Origin of the sequence: Gluconacetobacter brunescens (assembly GCF_048695475.1) — a bacterium.
Lineage (GTDB): Bacteria > Pseudomonadota > Alphaproteobacteria > Acetobacterales > Acetobacteraceae > Gluconacetobacter.
On the sequence record NZ_JBLHEN010000001.1, the window covers coordinates 871,012 to 892,574 of the forward strand.

18 protein-coding genes are annotated in these 21,563 nt (G+C 67.8%); 16 read left to right on the forward strand and 2 right to left on the reverse strand.

What is annotated here, in order from left to right; translation table 11 throughout:
• The first annotated feature begins 22 nt into the window (after positions 1-22).
• The 3 genes from ACMAUO_RS03790 to ACMAUO_RS03800 all read left to right on the forward strand — a co-directional run bounded on the left by ACMAUO_RS03790 (position 23) and on the right by ACMAUO_RS03800 (position 3,354).
• Entirely contained in the window at positions 23-457 is a 435-nt protein-coding gene (locus tag ACMAUO_RS03790) for a lysozyme inhibitor LprI family protein (RefSeq protein ID WP_420355650.1), read from the forward strand.
• Between the two features lie 124 nt (positions 458-581).
• Complete coding sequence (locus ACMAUO_RS03795; protein ID WP_420355651.1) at positions 582-1,952, forward strand: NAD-dependent succinate-semialdehyde dehydrogenase; 1,371 nt, start codon at positions 582-584, stop codon at positions 1,950-1,952.
• Between the two features lie 136 nt (positions 1,953-2,088).
• A complete protein-coding gene (locus ACMAUO_RS03800) occupies positions 2,089-3,354 on the forward strand; it encodes an MFS transporter (RefSeq protein ID WP_420355652.1) in 1,266 nt (421 codons plus the stop codon).
• 16 nt (positions 3,355-3,370) lie between these two features.
• Here the strand turns inward: ACMAUO_RS03800 and ACMAUO_RS03805 are convergent, their stop codons facing one another.
• Positions 3,371-5,212, reverse strand: a complete 1,842-nt coding sequence (locus tag ACMAUO_RS03805; protein WP_420355653.1) for a tetratricopeptide repeat protein — start codon at positions 5,210-5,212, stop codon at positions 3,371-3,373.
• 111 nt (positions 5,213-5,323) lie between these two features.
• Here ACMAUO_RS03805 and ACMAUO_RS03810 point away from each other — a divergent pair, with 111 nt between their 5' ends.
• The 12 genes from ACMAUO_RS03810 (at position 5,324) to ACMAUO_RS03865 (ending at position 18,514) form a co-directional block, all read left to right on the forward strand.
• Positions 5,324-6,823 carry a carboxypeptidase M32 gene (locus ACMAUO_RS03810; protein WP_420355654.1) on the forward strand — a complete coding sequence of 500 codons (1,500 nt, stop codon included), beginning with the start codon at positions 5,324-5,326 and terminating at the stop codon, positions 6,821-6,823.
• A 16-nt stretch (positions 6,824-6,839) separates the two neighbouring features.
• Positions 6,840-8,030 carry an L-dopachrome tautomerase-related protein gene (locus ACMAUO_RS03815; protein ID WP_420355655.1) on the forward strand — a complete coding sequence of 397 codons (1,191 nt, stop codon included), beginning with the start codon at positions 6,840-6,842 and terminating at the stop codon, positions 8,028-8,030.
• A gap of 44 nt (positions 8,031-8,074) precedes the next feature.
• Positions 8,075-9,472 carry a threonine synthase gene (thrC, locus tag ACMAUO_RS03820; RefSeq protein ID WP_420355656.1) on the forward strand — a complete coding sequence of 466 codons (1,398 nt, stop codon included), beginning with the start codon at positions 8,075-8,077 and terminating at the stop codon, positions 9,470-9,472.
• 64 nt (positions 9,473-9,536) lie between these two features.
• Entirely contained in the window at positions 9,537-10,802 is a 1,266-nt protein-coding gene (locus tag ACMAUO_RS03825) for a M16 family metallopeptidase (RefSeq protein WP_420355657.1), read from the forward strand.
• Entirely contained in the window at positions 10,799-12,127 is a 1,329-nt protein-coding gene (locus ACMAUO_RS03830) for a TldD/PmbA family protein (RefSeq protein ID WP_420355658.1), read from the forward strand. The genes ACMAUO_RS03825 and ACMAUO_RS03830 overlap by 4 nt, the downstream gene beginning before the upstream one ends.
• Before the next feature lie 34 nt (positions 12,128-12,161).
• Positions 12,162-13,124, forward strand: a complete 963-nt coding sequence (locus ACMAUO_RS03835; RefSeq protein ID WP_420355659.1) for a Tim44 domain-containing protein — start codon at positions 12,162-12,164, stop codon at positions 13,122-13,124.
• Between the two features lie 143 nt (positions 13,125-13,267).
• On the forward strand, positions 13,268-13,654 hold the full coding sequence (locus tag ACMAUO_RS03840; protein WP_420355660.1) for a hypothetical protein: 387 nt from the start codon (positions 13,268-13,270) through the stop codon (positions 13,652-13,654).
• Positions 13,655-13,656: 2 nt separating this feature from the next.
• Complete coding sequence (locus ACMAUO_RS03845) at positions 13,657-14,742, forward strand: hypothetical protein (RefSeq protein ID WP_420355661.1); 1,086 nt, start codon at positions 13,657-13,659, stop codon at positions 14,740-14,742.
• Between the two features lie 19 nt (positions 14,743-14,761).
• Positions 14,762-15,676 carry a heavy metal-binding domain-containing protein gene (locus ACMAUO_RS03850; RefSeq protein ID WP_420355662.1) on the forward strand — a complete coding sequence of 305 codons (915 nt, stop codon included), beginning with the start codon at positions 14,762-14,764 and terminating at the stop codon, positions 15,674-15,676.
• A gap of 1 nt (position 15,677) precedes the next feature.
• Positions 15,678-16,934, forward strand: coding sequence for a toxic anion resistance protein (locus tag ACMAUO_RS03855; protein ID WP_420355663.1), 1,257 nt, complete (start codon positions 15,678-15,680; stop codon positions 16,932-16,934).
• A gap of 40 nt (positions 16,935-16,974) precedes the next feature.
• Positions 16,975-17,358: a hypothetical protein gene (locus tag ACMAUO_RS03860; RefSeq protein WP_420355664.1), complete on the forward strand. Its 384-nt coding sequence runs from the start codon at positions 16,975-16,977 to the stop codon at positions 17,356-17,358.
• Entirely contained in the window at positions 17,309-18,514 is a 1,206-nt protein-coding gene (locus ACMAUO_RS03865) for a glutathionylspermidine synthase family protein (protein WP_420355665.1), read from the forward strand. The genes ACMAUO_RS03860 and ACMAUO_RS03865 overlap by 50 nt, the downstream gene beginning before the upstream one ends.
• 22 nt (positions 18,515-18,536) lie before the next feature.
• On the opposite strand, the gene ACMAUO_RS03870 is transcribed toward ACMAUO_RS03865, so the two are convergent.
• Entirely contained in the window at positions 18,537-19,622 is a 1,086-nt protein-coding gene (locus ACMAUO_RS03870) for an NAD(P)H-dependent flavin oxidoreductase (protein ID WP_420355666.1), read from the reverse strand.
• Between the two features lie 209 nt (positions 19,623-19,831).
• On the opposite strand from ACMAUO_RS03870, the gene ACMAUO_RS03875 reads away from it, so the two are divergent.
• Complete coding sequence (locus ACMAUO_RS03875; RefSeq protein WP_420355667.1) at positions 19,832-21,553, forward strand: Y4lR C-terminal helical domain-containing protein; 1,722 nt, start codon at positions 19,832-19,834, stop codon at positions 21,551-21,553.
• Positions 21,554-21,563: the final 10 nt, after the last annotated feature.

Here is a 21,563-nt window from a genome sequence, read left to right on the forward strand (position 1 = left end):
GATGGCAACCCCACCGTCACACATGCGGAAAATACCAGGACTCCGCGCCATCTTCCTGCTGGCGCTATCGGGCGGGGCTCCCTCCGCCCACGCGCAGCACATGAACGCCGCCGACGCGCCATGCCGCGATATTGCGCAGACTTATGCCTTGGCCACCTGTCTCGCGGCGGCCGAAAAGCAGGCCGATCTTCAACGTGAATCCACCTACCGGCAGATTGCCGACGCGGTAACCGACCAGACCCGAATGGAACTCGGCCGGACCGAGCGCGCATGGACCGCCTATCGCGACGCGTTCTGCGATACCGAATATCATTCCTTCTCCGGAGGCTCGGGCGGCCCACCGGCCCGTCTGGCCTGCATGGAAGCCCTCACCCGCCACCATATCGCGGACCTGCAGGCGGCTTTTCACTGGCGGGTCGAAAAATTCGGCAAGACGGCCCCCGCGAACACGCCCTGAACCGGCTGCACCGGACTCCTTTCCGTCAGGATGATCACGCCTTCGCGATCGCGCTCTGGTTATCCACGCCGCGCGCCCCCACCTGAAAAAGTGTGTGTTGAGACCGTCCAGGAAGGACAGACCGATGAGCATGTATCGCACGATCAACCCCGCGACCGGCAAGACCGAGAAAACCTTCGACCTGCACAGCGATCGGGAGGTCGTCGCGAAGCTGGAGACGGCCCACACGCTGTGGAAGGATGACTGGCGGCACCGTTCCTTCGCCGAACGCCGCGCCATCGTCCAGAAGGCCGCCGACATCCTGCGCCGCGACAAGGAAAAGCACGCGCGCCTGATTTCCATCGAAATGGGCAAGATCCTTCCCGAAGCCATCGGCGAGATCGAACTCTCGGCCGACATCCTGGCCTACTACGCCGAAAAGGCGGAACATTTCCTCGCCCCGATGAAGCTGGACGTCGCGAAGGGCAACGCCACGGTGCTGAGCCAGTCGCTGGGCGTGATCTATTGCGTCGAGCCCTGGAATTTTCCCTACTACCAGCTCGCGCGCGTCGCCGCCCCCAACCTGATGGCCGGCAATGTCGTCATGGTGAAGCACGCGCCGGGCGTGCCGCAATGCGCCGAAGCCTTCGAGGCCCTGTTCCGCGAGGCCGGCGCCCCGGCCGGCGCCTACACCAACCTGTTCATCACCAACGACCAGTCCGAGACGCTGATCGCCCGTCCGGAAGTCCGCGGCGTCGCCCTGACGGGCAGCGAACGCGCCGGCAGCGCGGTGGCGGCCCAGGCCGGGCGCGCGCTCAAGAAAAGCACGATGGAACTGGGCGGCGCCGACGCCTTCATCGTGCTCGATGACGCCGACCTCGATCAGGTCATCCCCAACGCGGTCGCGGGGCGGATGTGGAATAACGGCCAGGTCTGCACCGCCGCCAAGCGGATGATCGTCCATGATTCGCTGGTCGACGAATTCACCATCCGCCTGGAAAAGGCCATCGGCGAATTCCGCTATGGCGACCCGCTGGAACAGGGCGTGACCCACGGCCCGATGAGCAGCGAAGACGCCATGAAGCGCGCGATCTCGCAGGTCGACAAGGCGGTGAAGCACGGCGCAACCCTCGTGACCGGCGGCAAGCAACTCGAGCGCGAAGGCTTCTTCATGAAGGCCGCGATCCTGAAGGACGTCACAAAGGACAATCCGACCTTCTACGAAGAGATCTTCGGCCCGGTCGCCACCATCTATCCTGTCGGCAGCGAGGAAGAGGCCATCGCCCTGGCCAATGATTCGCCCTATGGGCTCGGCGGCTCGGTGCATACCAGCGACATCGCGCGCGGCCGCAAGGTGGCCGAAAAGATCGAGACCGGCATGGTCTTCGTCAACGACGTCACCGGCACCGCCCCCGACCTGCCCTTCGGCGGCATCGGCAATTCGGGCTACGGCCGCGAACTGTCGGAATTCGGCATCACCGAATTCGTCAACCACAAGCTGATCCACACCCCCTGATCGGCAACCCCCGGCACGATATCCGCATCGTGCCGGGCCCTCACCCATCGAACCGTTTCCATAACGTTCCAGAACCGGCAATATACCGTGGCGCCCAGGCCACCGGTCGGCCGGAACAGAACGGAGAGACGCACCGATGGCGGAGAATACGGGCCACGCCCGGGCAGGCGTTCTGATCGGCGCCGCCTGCGCCGGCAATTTTCTCGAATTCTACAATTTCATGGCTTATGCGTTCTTCGCGCCCATGATCGGCCATGCGTTCTTCCCCAGCGGCAGCGGCAACCTGATGAACCTGCTGTATGCGCTGATGACGTTCGCCGTCGGCTTCGTCATGCGGCCACTGGGCGCCGTCGTCATCGGGCGATTCGCCAGGGCCCACGGACAGCATGCGGCCCTGATGCTGACATTCGGCATGATGGGGTTCGGCTCGTTCCTGATCGCCGCAACCCCACCGGCCGCCGCCATCGGCATCACGGCACCGATCATCATCATTCTCGCCCGAATTCTCCAGGGTTTTTCCGATGGCGGCGAGGTCGGGCCGGCGACCGAACTGCTCTATTCAGCCGCCCCCGGCGGCCTCGGCGGCGTCTACAGCACGCTCCAGTACATGACGCAGCTCCTCGGCAGCCTGCTCGCCGTCCTGCTGGGCCTCGTCCTGTCGCTCGGCATGTCGCACGATGCCCTCTTCGCCTGGGGCTGGCGGGTCCCCTTCGCCTTCGGGCTCGTCATCGTTCCGGCGGGCCTGTTCATCCGCCGCCTCGCCGCCGCCGGCCACGCCATCACGCCCCGCCGCCCGGCCACGCCGCCCTCCCCCGAGGAACGGCGTGCGGTGCGCAAGGTCATCCTGTTCGTCTTCCTCGGCATCGTCAGCGGAACCGTCTCCACCTATCTGCGCACCTTCGGCGTCAGCTACGCGGTATCGGTGCTCCATCTCCCGCCGGCAACCGGCATGGCCGCGATGACAGCCGGCCTGGCCGCCGGCTCACTCAGCGTCCTGGCCAGCATGGCGTTCATCGCCCGCCATCCGCACCCGTCCGGCATGGTCATCTTCGTGACCGTCCTGATGGGCATCCTCTCGCCATTCGTCTATTCCTACGCCATCCACGATCCCGGCCTGGCCAGCCAACTGACACTGAACGTGTCCATGTTCGCGCTTTCCGGCTTCGTGATGACCAGCCTGTGGAAAATCCTGCTGGACGCCCTGCCACCACACAGCCGCTCCTTTCTGTTCGGCATCATCTACGCGCTCGCGGTGTCCATATTCGGCGGCCTGACCCAACCCGCCGTCACCTGGCTGATCGCCATCAGCGGCAATCCGCTGATCCCGGGCTGGATGATATCGGCCACAGCCGCACTGAGCCTCTTCAGCTATCTCCGCCTGCGCACCTTCATGAAAAATTGAGAAATTATCCCAACCTTCACAGATCCCGATCCCGCCATCGCTCCAACGCACCGCGCAACGCCAGCACCGGTTCCCGCCACGCCTCATCGGGCGCCTCGGGCACGCTCTGCCTGAACTGCTCCAGCGACGGATACCACCGGCTGGTCCCGTTCCCCCAGCGCGGCGGCGCCACCCGGTCGAACGCGGCCGACCACCGCCAGTCACCGCCAAACCGGTTCAGCAGCCAGACCGGCCGCCCCATCGCCCCGGCCAGATGGGCAATCGCGGTATCGACCGTAATCACCAGATCCAGCCCGGCGATCACCTGCGCGGTCTCCAGCCAGGCCCCCATGGCGGCGGCCTCCATCGCAAACGGCCGATCCTCGGCAACCGCCCCGTGCTGAAGACTGACGAAGGACAAACCCGCGACCGCGCCCAACGGCGCCAGCATCGCAGGCGCAATCGACCGCCGACGATCGAAACGAAACGCCGGATTGCCCGCCCAGCACAACCCAACCCGAGAACCCGTCCTTTCGAACCCGCACGGCAGCAGATAGGGCACAAAAGGCGGCACCTCAGCCACCTCCAGCAGAAACGGCAGACTGAGCAGCCCACAGCGGGCCACCACATCATCGGGCACCGGCACACCGGGCAACAGCAGTGTGCAGCGCGACGCGATCAATCCCTCCGGATCGGGCATGGTCCGCGCCAGCCGATGCAACGAGGGAGGCAACACCAGCACCACCCCAACCCGACGCAAACAGAGCGGCAGATAACGCAGGAACTGGATCGCATCGCCGATCCCCTGCTCGGCATGCAGCAGCAACCGGCCACGCGGCAGCGCCGATCCATCCCAGGGCAAAATATCCGGCCAGCGCGTCTCCGGCAGAAGATGGGTGCGCGCCTCGAAAGCCCGCCACCCTTCCGCCAGATCACCCCGTGCCAGCAACAGCGTTCCCAGATTGAACCCTGCCCGCGCCCCCTCCACACCCCCTGCCGCAACCGGGTCCGCCAGCACACCACGCAGCAGGCGCTCGGCCGCCCCATCCTCCCCCAGATCGCCAAGGATGGTCGCCTCGTTGATGGCGATCCGCACATCGTCCGGCGCGGCACGCCGTGCCCGCGCCAGCGCCTCACCCGCCCGTGCCAGATGCCCCAGCGCCATCAGCACCAGCCCCAGATTGTTCAACGTCTCGGCCACATCCGGCGCCAGCCGGTCAGCCTGCTCCAGCGCCGCCAGCGCTTCCTCATGCCGGTTCAACGCAAACAGCACGGCCCCATGATTGGCCCACGCGGCGCCCTGCTCCGGGCACAGATCCCGCACCCTCCGATAGAGCATCTCCGCCTGCCCATGCCGGCCCCGTTCCGACAGCAGCCCGGCCAGTTCATGCAGCCGCCCGGCATCCTCCACGACAAACCGCCCCGCCGCCAATCGAGGCGCAACGTCAGCCCCGCCGGCCAGAATGGCAGCCCGCCCCCAATCCAGCAGCAACGCCGTATCCGCCGGACGCAGTGCCAACGCGGCGCGCAGGCTCTCTTCGGCCTCGGCCCAGCGCCCGATCTCCCCCAACACCGCCGCCAGCGCGGCATGCGCCCGTGGATCACGCGGCTCGCGCAGGGTCGCCACATGCAGGGCAGCACGCGCGGGCTCCAGATGTCCCTGTTCGTGCAATGCGCAGCCCAGTGTAATATGAAAATGCGCGGCCGGCAGGATCGCGATCGCCCGCCCTGCCAGCCCGATCGCCAGGTCCGCCCGGCCCGACGCACGGGCCACACAGGCCATGCCATGCAGACTATCCGGGTCATCCGGCGCCTCGGCCAACGCCGCCCGCAGCAACGACGTCGCGCCCTCACGGTCGCCATCCGCCAGCAGCCTCATCGCTTGGGCCGCTCTGTCCTGTCGTCCGTCCATTCCATTCGTCCCGGTTGCATCCGCCGGCCGCCATCGCCCACAGTGCGGCAGCCCGTCCCGTTCGCAAGAAGAGAGACCATGCCACAAAGCGCTTACCAGGACCTGACCAGCCATTTCGCCCGTATCGGGCGCATCCGCAACGCGCTGGGCATCCTGGGATGGGACAAGGACGTGATGATGCCCTCGGGCGCCGCCGACAGCCGCGCCGACAGCATCGCCACCCTCAGCGTCCTGTGCCACGACATGCTGACCGACCCGCGCATCGGCGAACTGCTGGAGCGGGCGGAAGCCCCCGCCGGCACGTGGGAAGCCGCGAACCTGCATGAAATGCGGCGCGCCTGGCTGCACGCCGCCTCGGTGCCCGCCGAACTCGTCGAAGCCTCGTCCCGCGCCGCGTCACGATGCGAGGTCGCATGGCGCACGGCCCGCCGCGACGGCGATTTCGCCGCCCTGCTCCCCCTGCTGTCCGACGTGCTGGAGCGCACGCGCGAACTGGCCATCGTCAAGGGCGCGGCGCTGGGCCTTTCCCCCTATGACGCGCTGCTGGACCAGTACGATCCCGGCACCCGCCGCACCGATATCGACCCGGTCTTCGCCGAACTGCGCCGCGACCTCCCCGGCCTGATCGCCGAAGCCCAGGCCCACCAGGCCACCCTGCCGCCGATCGTCACCCCGTCCGGCCCCTTCCCCGTCGCGCGGCAGGAAGCCCTGGGCCGGCAGATCATGACCGCGCTGGGGTTCGACATGGCGCGCGGCCGCCTGGATGTCAGCATCCACCCCTTCTGCGGCGGCGCCGAGGACGATGTCCGCATCACCACCCGTTACGACGACGAGGATTTCCTCTCCGCCCTGATGGGCGTGGTCCACGAGACCGGACACGCGCTCTACGAACAGGGCCTGCCGGCGGAATGGCACACCCTGCCCGTCGGCCAGTCCCGGGGCATGAGCCTGCATGAAAGCCAGTCGCTGCTGATGGAAATGCAGATCGCGCGCTCGCGGCCCTTCATCGACTGGATCGCCCCCGTGCTGCGCAAAACCTTCGGCGCCGCCGAAACCGATGCCGGCTGGTCGGCCGACGCGCTGTACCGCACGGTCACGCAGGTCAAACCCGGCTTCATCCGCGTCGATGCCGACGAAATCACCTACCCCGCCCACGTACTGGTCCGCTACGAGCTGGAGACCGCGCTGATCGACGGTTCCCTGCCCCTGCGCGACCTGCCGGAAGCCTTCAATGCCGGCATCCGCGACCTGCTGGGGCTGGAGGTGCCGAACGACCGTCTGGGCTGCCTGCAGGATATCCACTGGCCGTCCGGCGCCTGGGGCTACTTCCCCACCTACACGCTGGGCGCCATCCTGGCCGCGCAACTGCGCAAGGCGGCGTTCGACGCCGACCCCGCCATCGCACAGGGCATCGCACGCGGCGATTTCGCCCCGCTGGTCACCTGGCTGCGCGTGCATGTGCATGGGCAGGCCAGCCGGCTCTCCACCGCCGGGATCGTGGCGGCCGCCACCGGCGCACCGCCCTCCACCGATGCCTATCGCGCCCATCTGCGCGAACGCTATTGCGGCACACCGTAACACCAGCCGAACGGGGATGGCGGCCATACCGCCCGGCCGGTTGCCTTCGGCGGCCGATCGTGGCGACATGGCGCCGATGTTCCGCACCCGCACCCTCCCGTCCCGCGTGATCCCGGCCGCGCTGGCCGTCTCGATCCTCTCCGCCGCCATGCCGGCCCTGGCCGCCAAGCCCGCGCCGCCGCTCAACCCGTCCGCCCCGATGACCGCCGTGGCCGAATCGACCAGTCAGGTCTGGACCGCCCTGGTGGTCCTGCCCGACGGCCGCATGATCCTCGACGCCCCGGCCTGGACCGGCGCCCCCGGCCCCACCCTGGCGCTGCACGACACGGACGGCACGACCCACCCCTATCCCGATACCCAATGGAACGCCCCCGCCACCGCGCCGGAGAAGCGCCTCGTCTCGGCCGAGAGCATTCAACTGGCCGATGACGGCACGCTATGGGTGCTGGATAGCGGTTTCGACAGCACTGACCACGCCATCGCCCCCGCCAAACTGGTCAAGCTCGACACCCACACCGCCAGCGTGACCCAAAGCTGGACCATCGACCCCGCGGTACTCCGCCCCGGCAGCCATGTCGCGGGCGTCCGGGTCGGCAAGGGCCATGCCTTCATCCTCGATTCCGGCGTGCCCGGCCTGATCGTCATCAATCTGGAGCACGGCACCCAGCGGCGCCTGATGGACCATAACCCGTCCCTGACCGCCCAGCACCCGATCACGATGGACGGCCGCGTGATGCAGGACACGACCGGCCACACCGCAATCGTCAACGCGAACGAGATCGAAATCAGCCCCGACGGGCAATGGCTATACTATCAGTCTCCAGGCGGCCCGCTTTACCGGCTCGGCACCGACCTACTGACCGATACCACCATCACCAGCTTCGAACTCGATGACAGCCCGACGCTCTGGTACAAGACCCCGCCCCTGGGCGGCATGACGGTCGCCCGCGACGGCACGCTGTATTTCGACGACATTTCGACCGGCAGCATCTTCCGCTTCACCGCCGGGCGCATCTATCAGCGCATCGTCGTCGATCCCCGCCTGCGCTGGCCGGCAACCCCCACCATCACGGCAACCGGGCAGCTTTATGTTCCCACCGCGCAGCTCGACCGCACGCCCCGTTTCAATCATGGGCAGATGGCGGTGCAATGGCCGCTGACGATCTACCGCATCGACACCGCCGCCCTTCCCGCACCCGTACGCTGACGCAACCCCTTCGCGTGGCGCCCGCTTGGCGGTATGAAGGGGGCATGCGCTACGTTTCGACCCGGGGACAGGCCCCCGTCCGCGATTTCTCCTCGGTTCTCATGGCCGGTCTCGCCGAGGATGGCGGCCTCTACCTGCCGGAAAGCTGGCCGGTCCTCACCGCCGAGGAATGGCGGGCCCTGCGCGGCCTGCCCTATCCCGAGCTGGCGGCGCGGATCATCGCGCCCTTCACCGCCGGCTGCATCGCGCCCGACGTGCTGCTGCGCCTGTGCCGTGACTCCTATGCCGGGTTCGACCACGCCGCCATCGTGCCGCTGGTCCAAGTCGAAGACGGGCTGTTCGTCCAGGAACTGTTCCATGGCCCCACGCTCGCCTTCAAGGACATGGCGATGCAGCTTCTGGGCCGCCTGTTCGACCATGTGCTGACCGAGCGCGACGCCCGCGTCACCATCGTGGGCGCCACCTCGGGCGATACCGGCTCAGCCGCGATCGAGGCCTGCCGCGGGCGCGAGCGGGTGCGGATCGTCATCCTTCACCCCGAGGGTCGCACGTCGGACGTCCAGCGTCGGCAGATGACCACGGTGCTGGAACCCAACGTGACCAACCTCGCCGTCCAGGGCACGTTCGACGATTGCCAGGACCTGGTGAAGGCGATGTTCGCCGATGCCCCCTTCCGGCAGGAGATGGGGCTCTCGGCGGTCAATTCGATCAACTGGGCCCGCATCGCGGCCCAGATCCCCTATTACGTCTACGCCGCGCTCAATCTCGGCGCGCCCGACCGCGAGGTCTCGTTCGCCGTGCCGACCGGCAATTTCGGCAATATCCTCGCCGCCTGGGCCGCCCGCCGCATGGGCCTGCCGGTCCGCGCGCTCTGCGTGGGCTCGAACCGCAACGACATCCTGACCCGCTTCCTGCGCGACAACGACATGACCGCGCGCGAGGTCGTGCCCAGCCTGTCGCCATCGATGGATATCCAGGTCTCTTCGAATTTCGAGCGCCTGCTGTTCGAACTGCTGAACCGCGACGCCGAGGCCTGCGCGCGCACCGTCACCGATTTCCGCCGCACCGGCCGCATGAGCGTCCCCGATGCGGTCTGGCGCCAGGCATCGGGCCTGTTCCACGCCCTCGCCCTTGAAGACGAGGACACGAAGACCGAAATCCGTAACCTGTACCGCTCCAGCCAGTATCTGGCGGACCCGCATAGCGCCATCGGCATCGCCGCCGGCCGGATGTTCCGCGAGCCCGGCATCCCGATGGTGGCGATGGCAACCGCCCATCCGGCCAAATTCCCCGACGCGATGGTACAGGCGGTCGGTATCCGGCCCGCCCTTCCGCCCCATCTGGCGGATCTGTTCGACCGGCCGGAGCGTTATGATGTCGTGCCCAACCAACTGGATGCGGTGGAAGACCGCGTTCGCGCGGCGGCAATGAAGAATAGCTGACGCCTTTACCTCCCCTTTCTCCGGACGTCCGGCCCCGCCGGCCGGACCGTCACGCAGGACCCTGATGACCGACCAGATCAATGTTACCCGCCTCCCTTCCGGCCTCACCGTGGTCACCGAGCGCATGGACAGGGTCGAAACCGTGTCGCTCGGCGCCTATGTCGCCGCCGGCACCTGCCATGAGCACGCCGAGGAAAACGGCGTCTCGCATTTCCTCGAACATATGGCCTTCAAGGGCACCGAGCGCCGCAGCGCCGCCGGCATCGCCGAGGAAATCGAGAATGTCGGCGGCCACATCAACGCCTACACGGCGCGCGAGCACACCGCCTATTACGTCAAGCTGCTGAAGGAAGACCTCGCCCTGGGCGCCGACATCATCGGCGATATCCTGACCCACAGCAGCTTCGCGTCCGAGGAAGTCGAGCGCGAGCGCGGCGTGATCCTGCAGGAAATCGGCCAGGCCAACGACACGCCCGACGACATCATCTTCGACCATTTCCAGGAAACCGCCTTCCCCGAGCAACCGATGGGCCGCCCCACGCTCGGCACCGAAGCGCTGATCCGCGACATGAGCCGCGAGACCCTGATGCGCTACATGCGCGGCCATTACACGACCGCGAACACCGTGGTCGCGGCGGCCGGCAACCTGCACCATGAAGACGTCGTGGCCCTGGCCGAGCGCCATTTCCGCGACCTGCCGACGCTGGGCAGCCCCGCCAGCTTCGACTCCCGCTATGCCGGCGGCGAATTCCGGCGCGAGAAGGATCTGGACCAGGCCCATGTCGTGCTTGGCTTCCCCTCGGTCGGCTACGGCGATCCGGACTACTACCCGGTCCTGCTGCTCTCCACCCTGCTGGGCGGCGGCATGTCGTCGCGCCTGTTCCAGGAAATCCGCGAGAAGCGCGGGCTGGTCTATTCGGTCTATTCCTTCAACGCCCCGTTCCGCGATGGCGGCCTGTTCGGCATCTATGCCGGCACCGGCGCCGACCAGGCCAGCGAACTGGTGCCCGTCACACTGGAGGAACTGCGCAAGGTGCAGCTTCAGGTCGGGCAGGACGAACTGGACCGCGCGCGGGCGCAGTTGAAGTCCTCGCTCCTGATGTCGCTGGAAAGCACCGGCAGCCGGTGCGAGCAACTGGCCCGCCAGTTGCAGGTCTTCGGCCGCCTGGTACCCACGGCCGAAACGGTGAGCCTGGTCAACAAGGTCACGATCGACGACGTCAAGCGCGTCGCCGCCCGCGTATTCCGGGGCACCCCCACGCTGGCATCGCTGGGCCCGGTACAGAACATCCCCACCTTGGGGTCGATCGCCGAGGCGCTGGCAGCATGAGTACCGACCCGCTGGACCAGATCGGCACCCTGATCGCCAAGGCCCGCGCCGCCGGCGCCGACGCGGTGGACGCCGCCTATTCGGCGCACACGGCGCACGGTGTGCAGATCCGCAACGGCAAGACCGAGGATCTGGAACGGTCGGAGACATGCGATCTCAGCCTGCGCGTGTTCCTCGGCCGGCAATCCGCCACCGTCTCGGCCACCAGCCTCGACCCCGCGCGCTTCGACGCGCTGGTCGACCAGGCCCTGGCCATGGCGCGCGTCCTGCCCGAGGACCCCTATGCCGGCCTGTCCCCCCAGGCCGAGCATGGCTTCGTCGATGCCGCCGGGCTGGACCTGCTGGATACGGCCCGCCCCGACACGGCAGCCCTGATCGACCGCGCCCGCGCGGCCGAAGAGGCGGCGCTGGCGGTGGCGGGCGTAACCAACAGCAGCGGCGGCTCGGCCAGTTTCGGCCTGGCCGATATCGTGCTGATGACCTCGGCCGGCTTCTCCGGCCGCTACGCCCGCAGCAGCCATTCCGTGTCCGTCAGCGTGCTGGCCGGCGAGGGCACCGGCATGCAGCGCGATTACGATTACGATGCCACCGTGCATCTGTCCGACCTGGCCGATGCCGCCACGACCGGGCGCAGCGCCGGCGAAAAGGCGGTGGCTCGCCTCAACCCCACCCGTCCGCGCACGGGCAGCCTGCCGATCGTCTACGATCCGCGCGTGTCGTCCAGCCTGCTGGGCCATCTGGCCGGGGCCGTCAATGGCAGCGCCATCGCACGCGGCACGTCGTTCCTGAAAGAAAAAATGGGCCAGCGGATTTTGCCCGAAGGCGTCGATATCCTCGACGACCCCACGCGGCCGCGCGGCCTGTCGTCCCGCCCGTTCGACGGCGAAGGCGTCCGCTGCGGCGAACTGGTGATCGTACAAGGCGGCGTGCTGACCAACTGGGCGCTGGATTCCCGCAGTGCCCGGCAACTGGGCCTGAAGGGCAACGGCCGGGCCAGCCGTGGCGGCAGCGCGTCATTGGGCAGCCTGTATGCCCGCCCCGGCGCCCCCACCCCGGCGGAACTGATGGCCGACATCCAGGAAGGCATCTACGTGACCGAACTGATGGGTTCGGCCATCAACGGGCTGACCGGCGATTACAGCCGGGGCGCCTCCGGCTTCATGATCCGGGGCGGCACGCTGGCAGAACCGGTCGCGGAACTGACCATCGCCGGAAACCTGAACGATATGTTCGCCCGCCTGATGCTGGCGAACGACCTGGTATTCCGTCGTGGCATCAATGCGCCCACGATCCGCATCGACGATATGATGATCGCCGGCTCTTGAACGCCGCCCTTCGCGACAGGATATGGACAGAGCAATGACCAAACCGAACCAGCCCGTCCGCAACGCCCGCCGTTCCGGCATTCTGCTCCTCGGCGCCGCCCTGGCCGTCCTGCCCCTCCTGCCGCATGGCGCCGATGCCCGTCCCGGCGGCGGCTATTCGATGGGCAGCCGCGGCTCGCGCACCTACAGCGCGCCCGCGCCCACCCAGACCTCGCCGTACGGCGCGTCGCCGATGCAGCGCTCGATTACCCAGCCCTCGTCCGGCGGCTACGCCAACGGGCCGTCCTCCTATCCGCGTTCGCCCTACGGCGCCCCATACGGCTCGCCCTATGCCGCGCGGCCGCACCCGTTCGCCAGCGGCTTCCTGGGCGGCATGCTGGGCGCCGGGCTGTTCGGCGTGCTGTTCGGCCACGGCATCGCCGGCGGCCTGACCGGCGGCGGCAGCTTCTTCGGCCTGCTGATCCAGCTTCTGCTGCTGGGCCTGCTGATCGGCTGGCTGGTGCGCCGCTTCAGCGGTGGCGCCCGCCAGGGTGCCCCCATCGCCGCCCCCCCGTCATACGGCCAGGCCGGCCCCTCGGCGGCGTCGACCCAGGTGACGATCACCCCGGACGATTACCGTGCCTTCCAGCGCCTGCTGATGGATATCCAGGCCGCCTGGAGCCAGCAGAACCTGCCGGCCCTGCAACATATGGCAACGCCGGAAATGGTGGGCTATTTCAACGCCCAGCTTTCCGACCTGGCCAGCCGTGGCGCCCGCAACGTCGTCTCGGACGTCCGCTTCGAACATGGCGACCTGTCCGAGGCATGGAGCGAGAACGGGTTCGACTACGCCACCGTGGCCATGCGCTACTCGATGGTCGACATCACCACCGACATGACCGGCCGCGTCATCGACGGCAGCTCGACCGAACGGGTCACCATCACCGAACTCTGGACCTTCATGCGCCCCTCACGCGGCGGCGGCTGGCTGCTCTCGGCAATCCAGCAGACGCGCTGAGAAGCTCTCGCGGGCGGGAACCACCCCCACCTGCCTTCCTCCATCCCGTTGACGAAGCCCACGATCCATCCTTGACGCGCCCGTTTTTTTAACGAAACGTAACACCGCCCGTTGCATGACGCACGAGGAGGTGGGCGCGGACAATGACCGACTCCTTCGACGACGTGGCTGCGCTGATCCGTGAAGCGGAAGCCGAACGGGATCGTTTCCTCGATCGGTTCGCGCATCTCTGCGAGCAGGCCCTGCCACGCCAGACGACCGTATCGCGCAGCAGGCGCGGGCTTTTCCGCAAGACCGAAACCATCGACGGGCTGGATATCCGCCTGGCCACATATCTGTTCCGCCTGGCCCGCACCGGCGCGGATATCGAGGCCAGCATCGTCCACGAGGTCCGGGGCGTGGCCCTCAGCCGCCAAATCCTGCCGCTACGCGAATGGATCACCACCCTCATGGAACAGGTCCGTGCGCTGGGCGGCACCGTCTCCGGCGAAGGCGACGCCCTGGCACACGCCACACGCTGGTCCGGATGACATTGCGGCGCCTCCTCGGATTCCTGGGCGGCGGCAGATCCGCGCGCACCGCCGGGCCGGCTCCGGCGAACGCCATCCCGTCCTTCCCTCCCGCCTCCGGCGCCCAACCGACCGGCAACGCCTTCACCCGTCTCGACGGCCGCCCGCCCCCGATCGTGCGGCTGGGCTCGATCCGCCAGGGCCTCGCCGGAACCGCCACGCGCGCGCTGGGCAGCGTCCATGCCGAGGCATGGTGGAAGACCGGCTTTTCCCTCGGCCAGTCGCATTGGGCAACGGTGCATGAGCAGGGCTGGCGCGTGGCCATGTTCCGCCTGCGCGCCGCCGCCCTGTCACGCGGGGCCAATGCCGTGCTGAACCTGCGTTATCGGCTGGCGGGCGGTGGCGGCACACTGGGCTTCCTGCTGCATGGCGACGCGGTGGTGGTTCCGGGCCTCGACGCCGGCCCGGCGTTGCCCTGCGTGCCGTGGAACGCCACCACCTTCGCCCTGGCCATGCGCATGGGCCTCGTGCCGATCGGCTTTTCGGTCGGCGCGATCGAAACCGTCGATGTCCCGCTTCGCTACGACGCAGCACTGGCCCCCTGGAGCGGAGGCGAGACACCCCTGCTCGGTCAATGGAAACGCCAGGCACGCGACGCGGCGCTGGCCCGCCTGGCCGACGATCCCTTGCGCGCCTTCTGGACCGGCGCGCTGGCCCATGATGAAATCGTCTCCATTTCGGTGGAAACCAGCAACGGGATCATCACGTCCTGCCGCCTGCGCGCCGCAATCACCCAATTGGGCTACCGGCGGCAGCCCGGCACGGTCCCGCTCACCCCCGCCTTTCTGGCCGCGCTCGACGATCACGCCGCGCGGATCGCCGGGCACCGCCCGCTCTTCGCCGGGATCGAGAACAAGATTGAAACCGGAGAAGAGGGCGCCGAGCTCACCGAGAACATCGAACTGCTCAATACGGCGGTGGAACTGACGGGCGAAGAACGTCTGGCGGGCGCGGCCGCGATCATCGGCGCGGCCATCGAAACCGGGGCCACCGACGCGACCGGCGCCGTCGGCGACCTGCTCGGCAATATCGGCGACCTGTTCAGCTAGCGAAGAAAGACCACAACGTATGGGCATTTTCGATGGAATGCCGGGCTTCCCGGCGGCTGGCGGTCCCGGCCACCCCGCCGCCAGCCCGCCAGGCTGGAACCAGACACCCACCGCCCCGGATGCCACGTCCGCCGGCGACGGCCCGTCCGCGACCGCGCCCACCGGCTTCATGGCGGCCCATGCCCGGCAGGGCGGGGTCGTCACCTCCGATTTCAGCGTCCGTGAGCTGCTGGTGGTCGAACATGCGGGCTTCCGCGCGCTCGGCCTGTGCATGGGCAACAGCATCTGGAAGGTCCAGGCGAATTTCCAGCTCAATAACAGCGCCTACGAACTGACGGACATCACCGGCGCCATGTATGGCGCACGCGAAAAGGCGGTCGAGATCATGCGCGCCGAAGCCGAGGCGCTGGGCGCGGACGGAATCGTCGGCACGCGGCTGGAAATCGCGCAGCTTGCCGATTCCGGCATGCTGGAATTCCGCGCCTTCGGCACCGCCATCGTCCACCAGGACGGGCATCCCGGCTACCGCCGCCCCGACGGGCGCCCCTTCACGTCCGACCTGTCCGGCCAGGATTTCGCCCTGGCGCTCAAGGCCGGCCGCCGGCCGCTGGATCTGGTCGTCGGCTGCTGCGTCCAGCATATTCCCCGGCGCAGCCTGCTGACCACGCTGCGCCAGACCGGCCAGTGCGTGGAACTGAACCTGTTCACCCAAGCCTACTACACGGCCCGCGAGGCCGCGATGGAGCGCATGACCGCCCACGCCGCCGCCAGCGGCGCCAACGAGATCATCGGCACGCGCCTGCAAGAGGAATCCCATGTCTGGGGCGACCATATCGTCGAATTCCTGGCGGTCGGAACCGCCATGCTCGACACCGGCCAGCCCGACCCCGATTTCGACCTCGCCCCCACCCTGACCCTGTCGCTGGATATCTGAAATGCCGCCGGAAAACGACGCCGACAAGGACAAGCCCCTCGATCTCAGCGCCCTGTATGCCGAGGACGAACCCACACCGCCTGCCCTGCCCACCGAAACCTCGGCACCGCCACCCGCAGCGGCTCCGGAAGGCCCGCTGCACCAGCCGATGGCAGCCTTCGCCCGGCTGGTGGAACTGGACAGGCTGCCACCCGACATGGTCGCCGAGGCCCATCGGCGCGCGGACGCAGTGAATTTCCACGATCTCAACACCCTGCTCGAACACGGTAACGGCGCGCTGACCCAGCTTGCGGAGATCGCCGACCGCATGCTGGCCGGCCGCACCCTGGGCCAGTCCGACGCCGTGGGCGACATCGCGGCCTCGGTGCTGGACGGGGTGAAGATCCTGCGCATCGGCGACCTGCGCAAGATCGCCAGCGGCGAAGGCGCGCGGCCCGGCGGCCTGCTGGCCCGCCTGGGCGGACTGGTTGGCGGCGCAAAGGACGCGCTGTCCGGCTTTGCCGAAAACCGCAAACGCTTCACCACCCTGATGGACCAGCAGGAAGCCAAAGCCCGCACCACCATCGCGGACCTCAAGCGCAATATCGAGAATTTCGAATCGATGTACCAGGCCCTGCGCCACGCGGTACGCGAACTGAATATCGACATCGCCGCCGGCCAGCTCGCCCTGGAACGTGGCCAGCAGGAGGCCGAGAGCCTGCGCCGCCACGCGCTGGCAACCAACGACCCGGTGGATGCGGCCGAGGTCATGGAACTGCGCGGCCGGCTGGCCAATTTTGCCGGGCACCTCGCCGAACAGCGCGAGGGCCTGATGCGCGCGGCCCTGACCGTGCCGATGCTCAAGAGCACGCGCGAGGCCGCCGAAGCCCGGATCGTGGCGCTGCATTCGGCGCTGACCAAGACCATTCCCAACCTCAAGGCCGCCTGCGCCGTCGCCGTGGGGCAGGTCGACAATCGCCATGCCGCCGCCGCCCGCGACAAGCTCAACGAGGCCGATCGCCAGGTGCTGGGCCTGGTGGCCGACGGCGCGCTGGAAGCCGCGCGCACCACGGCCGCCCAGCGCGGGGTCGATCCGCGCCAGATCGAAGCCCTGTCGCAGGCCGCCGACAAGGTGACGCAGGCACTGGCCGAAATGGCGGAGAACGACCGCCTGGCCGTCGAGCGCACCCGCACGCAGGAAACGCAGCTACGCCAGTTGCGCGACCGGATTTCCGACGGCATGCGCACGCTCGCCACCCGCGCCGTGGCGCCCGAATGAGCGCGCGCGTGACGGATCGGCACCTGTCAGGATCTTTTCAATGACCAAACCCAGGACAACCATTCTTGTCGCCGCCGCCGGAGCGATGGGGGTCGCCGGCGCGACATCGTTCCTGATCGGCTCCAGCCACCAGGCGGACGACCAGGCCTGCCGTCAGGACGCGCAGGGCCATCCCGCCGTGGCGGCCGGCACCCGGCCGGGCGATCCACAGAACCGCAAGCCGGAGGAATGCGATCCCCGCCAACACCATGCGTACCATGCCTCCGGCGGGGGAGCATTCTTCACCCCCACTGGCAACCGCGGCCGCGACGATGACGACGCACCGCGCTCCGGCCGCGCGGGCGGCAGCGGCGGCGAGGCGGAATCGGCGGGCCATGCCGGTTTCGGCGCCAGCGCCGCCGGCCATGGCGGCGGCGGCGAATAACCACCGTATCCCCATGCTCCCCGGTGTCCGGCGCATCGCGTGCCCCCCACGCCCCGACTGGCAAGGCGATGCCGACGCCATCGGCTACACTTATTACCGCAACGATGACGGCAGCTTCGCCTGGCGGGAAGATGCGTATTACGCCATCACACCGGCCGCCGCCGAAACCCTGCGCCGCGCGGCCGAGACCCTGCACCGCATGTGCCTCGACCTGGTGGACAAAGCCGTCCGCACGCGGCGCGGCCTGGACGAATTCCGCATTCCCGAAGCAATGCAGCCGGTGGTGCGCGATTCCTGGGAACGCCGCGATGCCTTCCTGATCGGCCGCTTCGATTTCGCGTGGCGGGACGGGCAGCCGAAACTGATCGAATATAATGCCGATACACCGGCCACCCTGCCGGAAAGCACGCGCATGCAGGCAGCATGGCGGCGCGCGACACACCCCGCCGGAACCGACCGCGCGCTCAGCGAAGCCGCACTGGTCAACCACCTGATGGCCCTCCGCGCCCAGGGCCAGGTGGAGGATGTCGTCCACGTCGTGCCCTATCCCGACAATCGAGAGGACGCGGTCCATGCCCGCTACTATGCCGACTGGGCGCGGCAGGCCGGTCTGGAGGCGGTGCATTGCGAATTGCGCGACCTGGAGATCAGCACCGACGGCCGATTGCTGCATCGCGGCCGTATCATCCGCTCCATGATCCGCATGTATCCGTGGGAGCTGATGTTCCGCGACGCGGGCGCCCGCCACCTGCGCCGATGCGGCTGCCGATTCCTCAACCCGCCCTGGACGGCGCTGCTCTCCAACAAGGCGCTCCTGCCCGCGCTCTGGCAACGCCATCCCGGCCACCCGCTGTTGCTGCCCGCCGCCTGGACGCCCGAAGGCATGGAGCGCTACGTCGAAAAGCCCATCCACGCGCGCGGCGGCGAGAATATCCGCATCGTCTCCGGCACGGAAACTCTGGCGCTGGAGCCCGGCACTTACGGCGATTATCCCCGCATCTACCAGCACTATGCCGATCATCGCATCGACGGCGTCACCGCCTCCATCGGGGCATGGATCGTCGGCAGCCATTTCGCCGGGTTGACGGTACGCGAGAGCCCCGATGCCGTCATCCGCCATGCCTCGCCCATCGTGCCCCACCTGCTCGTCACATAGGGCTCCTGGGAAGGACCCGCTGCTATCGCCGCTCCTGCAACGGCGCCGACATCGCGCGGGCGGCCACCAGTTCCTCCCGCAGACAGGCGACCAGTTGCGCCGCCGGCATGGATCGGGCCAGGGGCGCCCCCTGCCCGGCCCACTGGGCGCCGAACCCGTATTCTCCACAAGCCTTAGCGGCGGCATGGAGCGCCTTCCCCGCATCGTAGGCGACAGGATAATCCGGCGGGGTCGGTACATCCCCCACGTCGGCCAGAGCCGTAAAGCGGTTCGCCAGCGCCCGCGCGGGCCGGCCGGAAATCAGGCTGGTCATCCGCGTATGAAAGGCCCCCGGCCCCGTCAGCGCCGCACGATAGGCCGCATCGGCGGCGGATTCCGGACATAGGATAAAAGCCGTTCCCATCTGGACCGCCACCGCGCCCAGATCGAGCGCGGCGGCGATGCCCGCGCCATCCATGATCCCACCGGCGGCGACCACCGGGCAGCGACCCTGCCGGACCAGCAGCCGCGTCAGCGCAAAGATGCCCAACCCATCGTCCGGCGCGGCAGGATCGAACATCCCGCGATGGCCCCCCGCCTCGATCCCCTGCGCGACAACGGCATCCATGCCGGCCGCCTCGGCCGCCCGCGCCTCGTCGAGGCTGGTCACGGTGGCGAGCAGAAGCGCACCTGTCGCCCGCAGCGCCGCGACGATCCCCGCCGAAGGAATGCCGAAATGGAAACTGACGACCGGCGGACGAACCGCACACAGCATGTCCAGCATCTCGGGATCGTCGGCAAAGCTTTTATAGGGCACGCGCAATGCCGTCGGGACCGGCCGATCAAACGCGGCGAACAGCGGCGCGAGCCATCCCCGCCATCCATCCTCCCGCGCCGGATCGCGACATGGTGCGGGATGCACGAACAGGTTCACGTTGAAAGGACGATCCGTCCGTTCCCTGATCTCGGCGATCATACCCCGCGCGCCGGCCACATCGACCGCGCCGACACCGATGGACCCAAGGCCACCCGCCTCCGACACCGCCGCCGCCATGGCGGGCGTGGAAACACCCGCCATCGGCGCCTGAATCAGCGGAAGGGCCAGACCAATACGATCAAGACCGGACATGAGCCCCCCTGCGCGACGGCATGGGTTGCCGTGCCCCACCTTAATCAACGGTACGCACATCCGCCATGGAAAGCGCCAGACCGCCCGTGCCCGCTGCCTGCGCAGTATGGTTGACCCCGCCGGGACCGGCCTCATAGAGTCTTGCCGATGGGATCGTCGGGGATAGATTTCCAGGAAAAAGCGCCTGCCGCCAGCCGCGAGGAAACATCGTGAAGAAAAAGAAATCCAGCGCAGCTCCGGCCTCCCTGGCGGCATCGGATGCAGACTGCCTGTTTCATGACATGAAGGTGGAAGCGGCACGGGCACTTGCCATGGATCCCCAGAATGTCCGGGCACTCGCGCGGGCGATCGCCTCCACGGCAACCGGGTCCGATCCGGAAGACGACCTCTGCGAGCTTCTGACGATGACGCTCGACCAGGCGCGCATGGCGCAGGAAAACGGCCAGCGTTTCGGTCGTGAGTGCCTGGACGCCGTATCCCGGCATCTCGGCACCCTGTCCGGGGAAAATGCGGTCACCCTCAGCGGCAGCATCGCGATCACCCGATGCTATGTGCGGGCGGGCGTACCGGTTCCCGAAGACCTCGCGCCCGACGAACACGCGGTCATCGAGGAGACATCCGCGCTTTCCATTGGCGACGACGCGCATCCTGAAGCAGCGTTCGCGGCTATTCTCGATGAGGTGATCACCACCGTCGGCGATGATCCCTCGATGCTGCATCAGACATTCGCGGAAGTTCTTCCCGGAATTCCGGTGGTCGGCAGACGCATGATGTGCAGACTGGCCGCGGCCAATCCCGACAGGCGTTTCGAGCCGCTGGCCTGCGCATGGCTTCTCGATTCCTCCGAACCGGTCAGAAGCGGCGCGATCGAGGGCCTGGGCGATCGGCTGGCCGCCGGCCTCCTCAGCGCGCAGGCCCTCGGTCGCCTTGCGGTCCTCAGAACGTGGATCGTCGATAAATCCGCTCGACGGCGCCTGGACACTCTGGTCAGGAACGCCATCCGGTCCGGCATTTCCCCCGATCAGGAAACCGTGCCGCCTTACCGCGTCGTGGGATGCGTCTCCAGCCCCATTGACGGCGCAGGCGCCCAAAGTCTCGGGATCGCGCTTCAGAAAGGGCGGGCACGATCCATCGCCCTGGTCCTGCTCAAGCAGGGATTCGGCGTCAAGGACGCTTACATCGCCCCTTGCGCCGGCGCGGCGGAACAGCGCGGCATCCTGCAACAGATTTCGGGGCCGGGCGAAGAAGGCGACGTCTCGCCGGATTACCTCCACACCGTCCTGGGCATCGCATTGGCCGACGGCCTCAAGAACGCTGCATATCCGGCGCCCGGCCTGGTCGATATCGTGGATGCGTGCGCCATGACCGCGCTTCGCCCGACGCATGACGCATCCGTCCAGACATTGCTCGACTGCTATGATCCCGAAGGCGCCCTCGCATCCCTCGACGAGGAAGAATGCGAGACACTTGTTGCCGCCAGTGAGGACTGGGCGGCCTGCTATCCCGTCATCGCCAGTTGGTTCGAGGACAATGACGCCATATTCGATGGCGCCGAGTCCACCGAGGCCCGCGCGAAGGCGCTATGGAAGCGGCTTGAAACACAACGGAATTTCTGGGCCACCGTCATCGCGCGCACGGCCCTGCTCCTGAAAGATCGCAAGGATCCTCTCTCGCATTCCTTTGCGATCACGGCCCGCGAAATCACCCGGGGCCAGCCACTACAGAAAATTCCCATCATGTTCGCGATTTTCGATCAGACTCTCGCGCCACGTCTTATGGGCTATCCCACGATGGATGATGAAACGCCCGAGGGTTCCGACGAAGAACTCATGGCCCTTATGATGAGTATCATGGCTCCCCCCCAAAAGACGCCTCCCCGGTCATCCCGCGGCAGAACCCCACGGAAGAGCCCACCCAAGAAGCCGAAATGACGTTTCACGG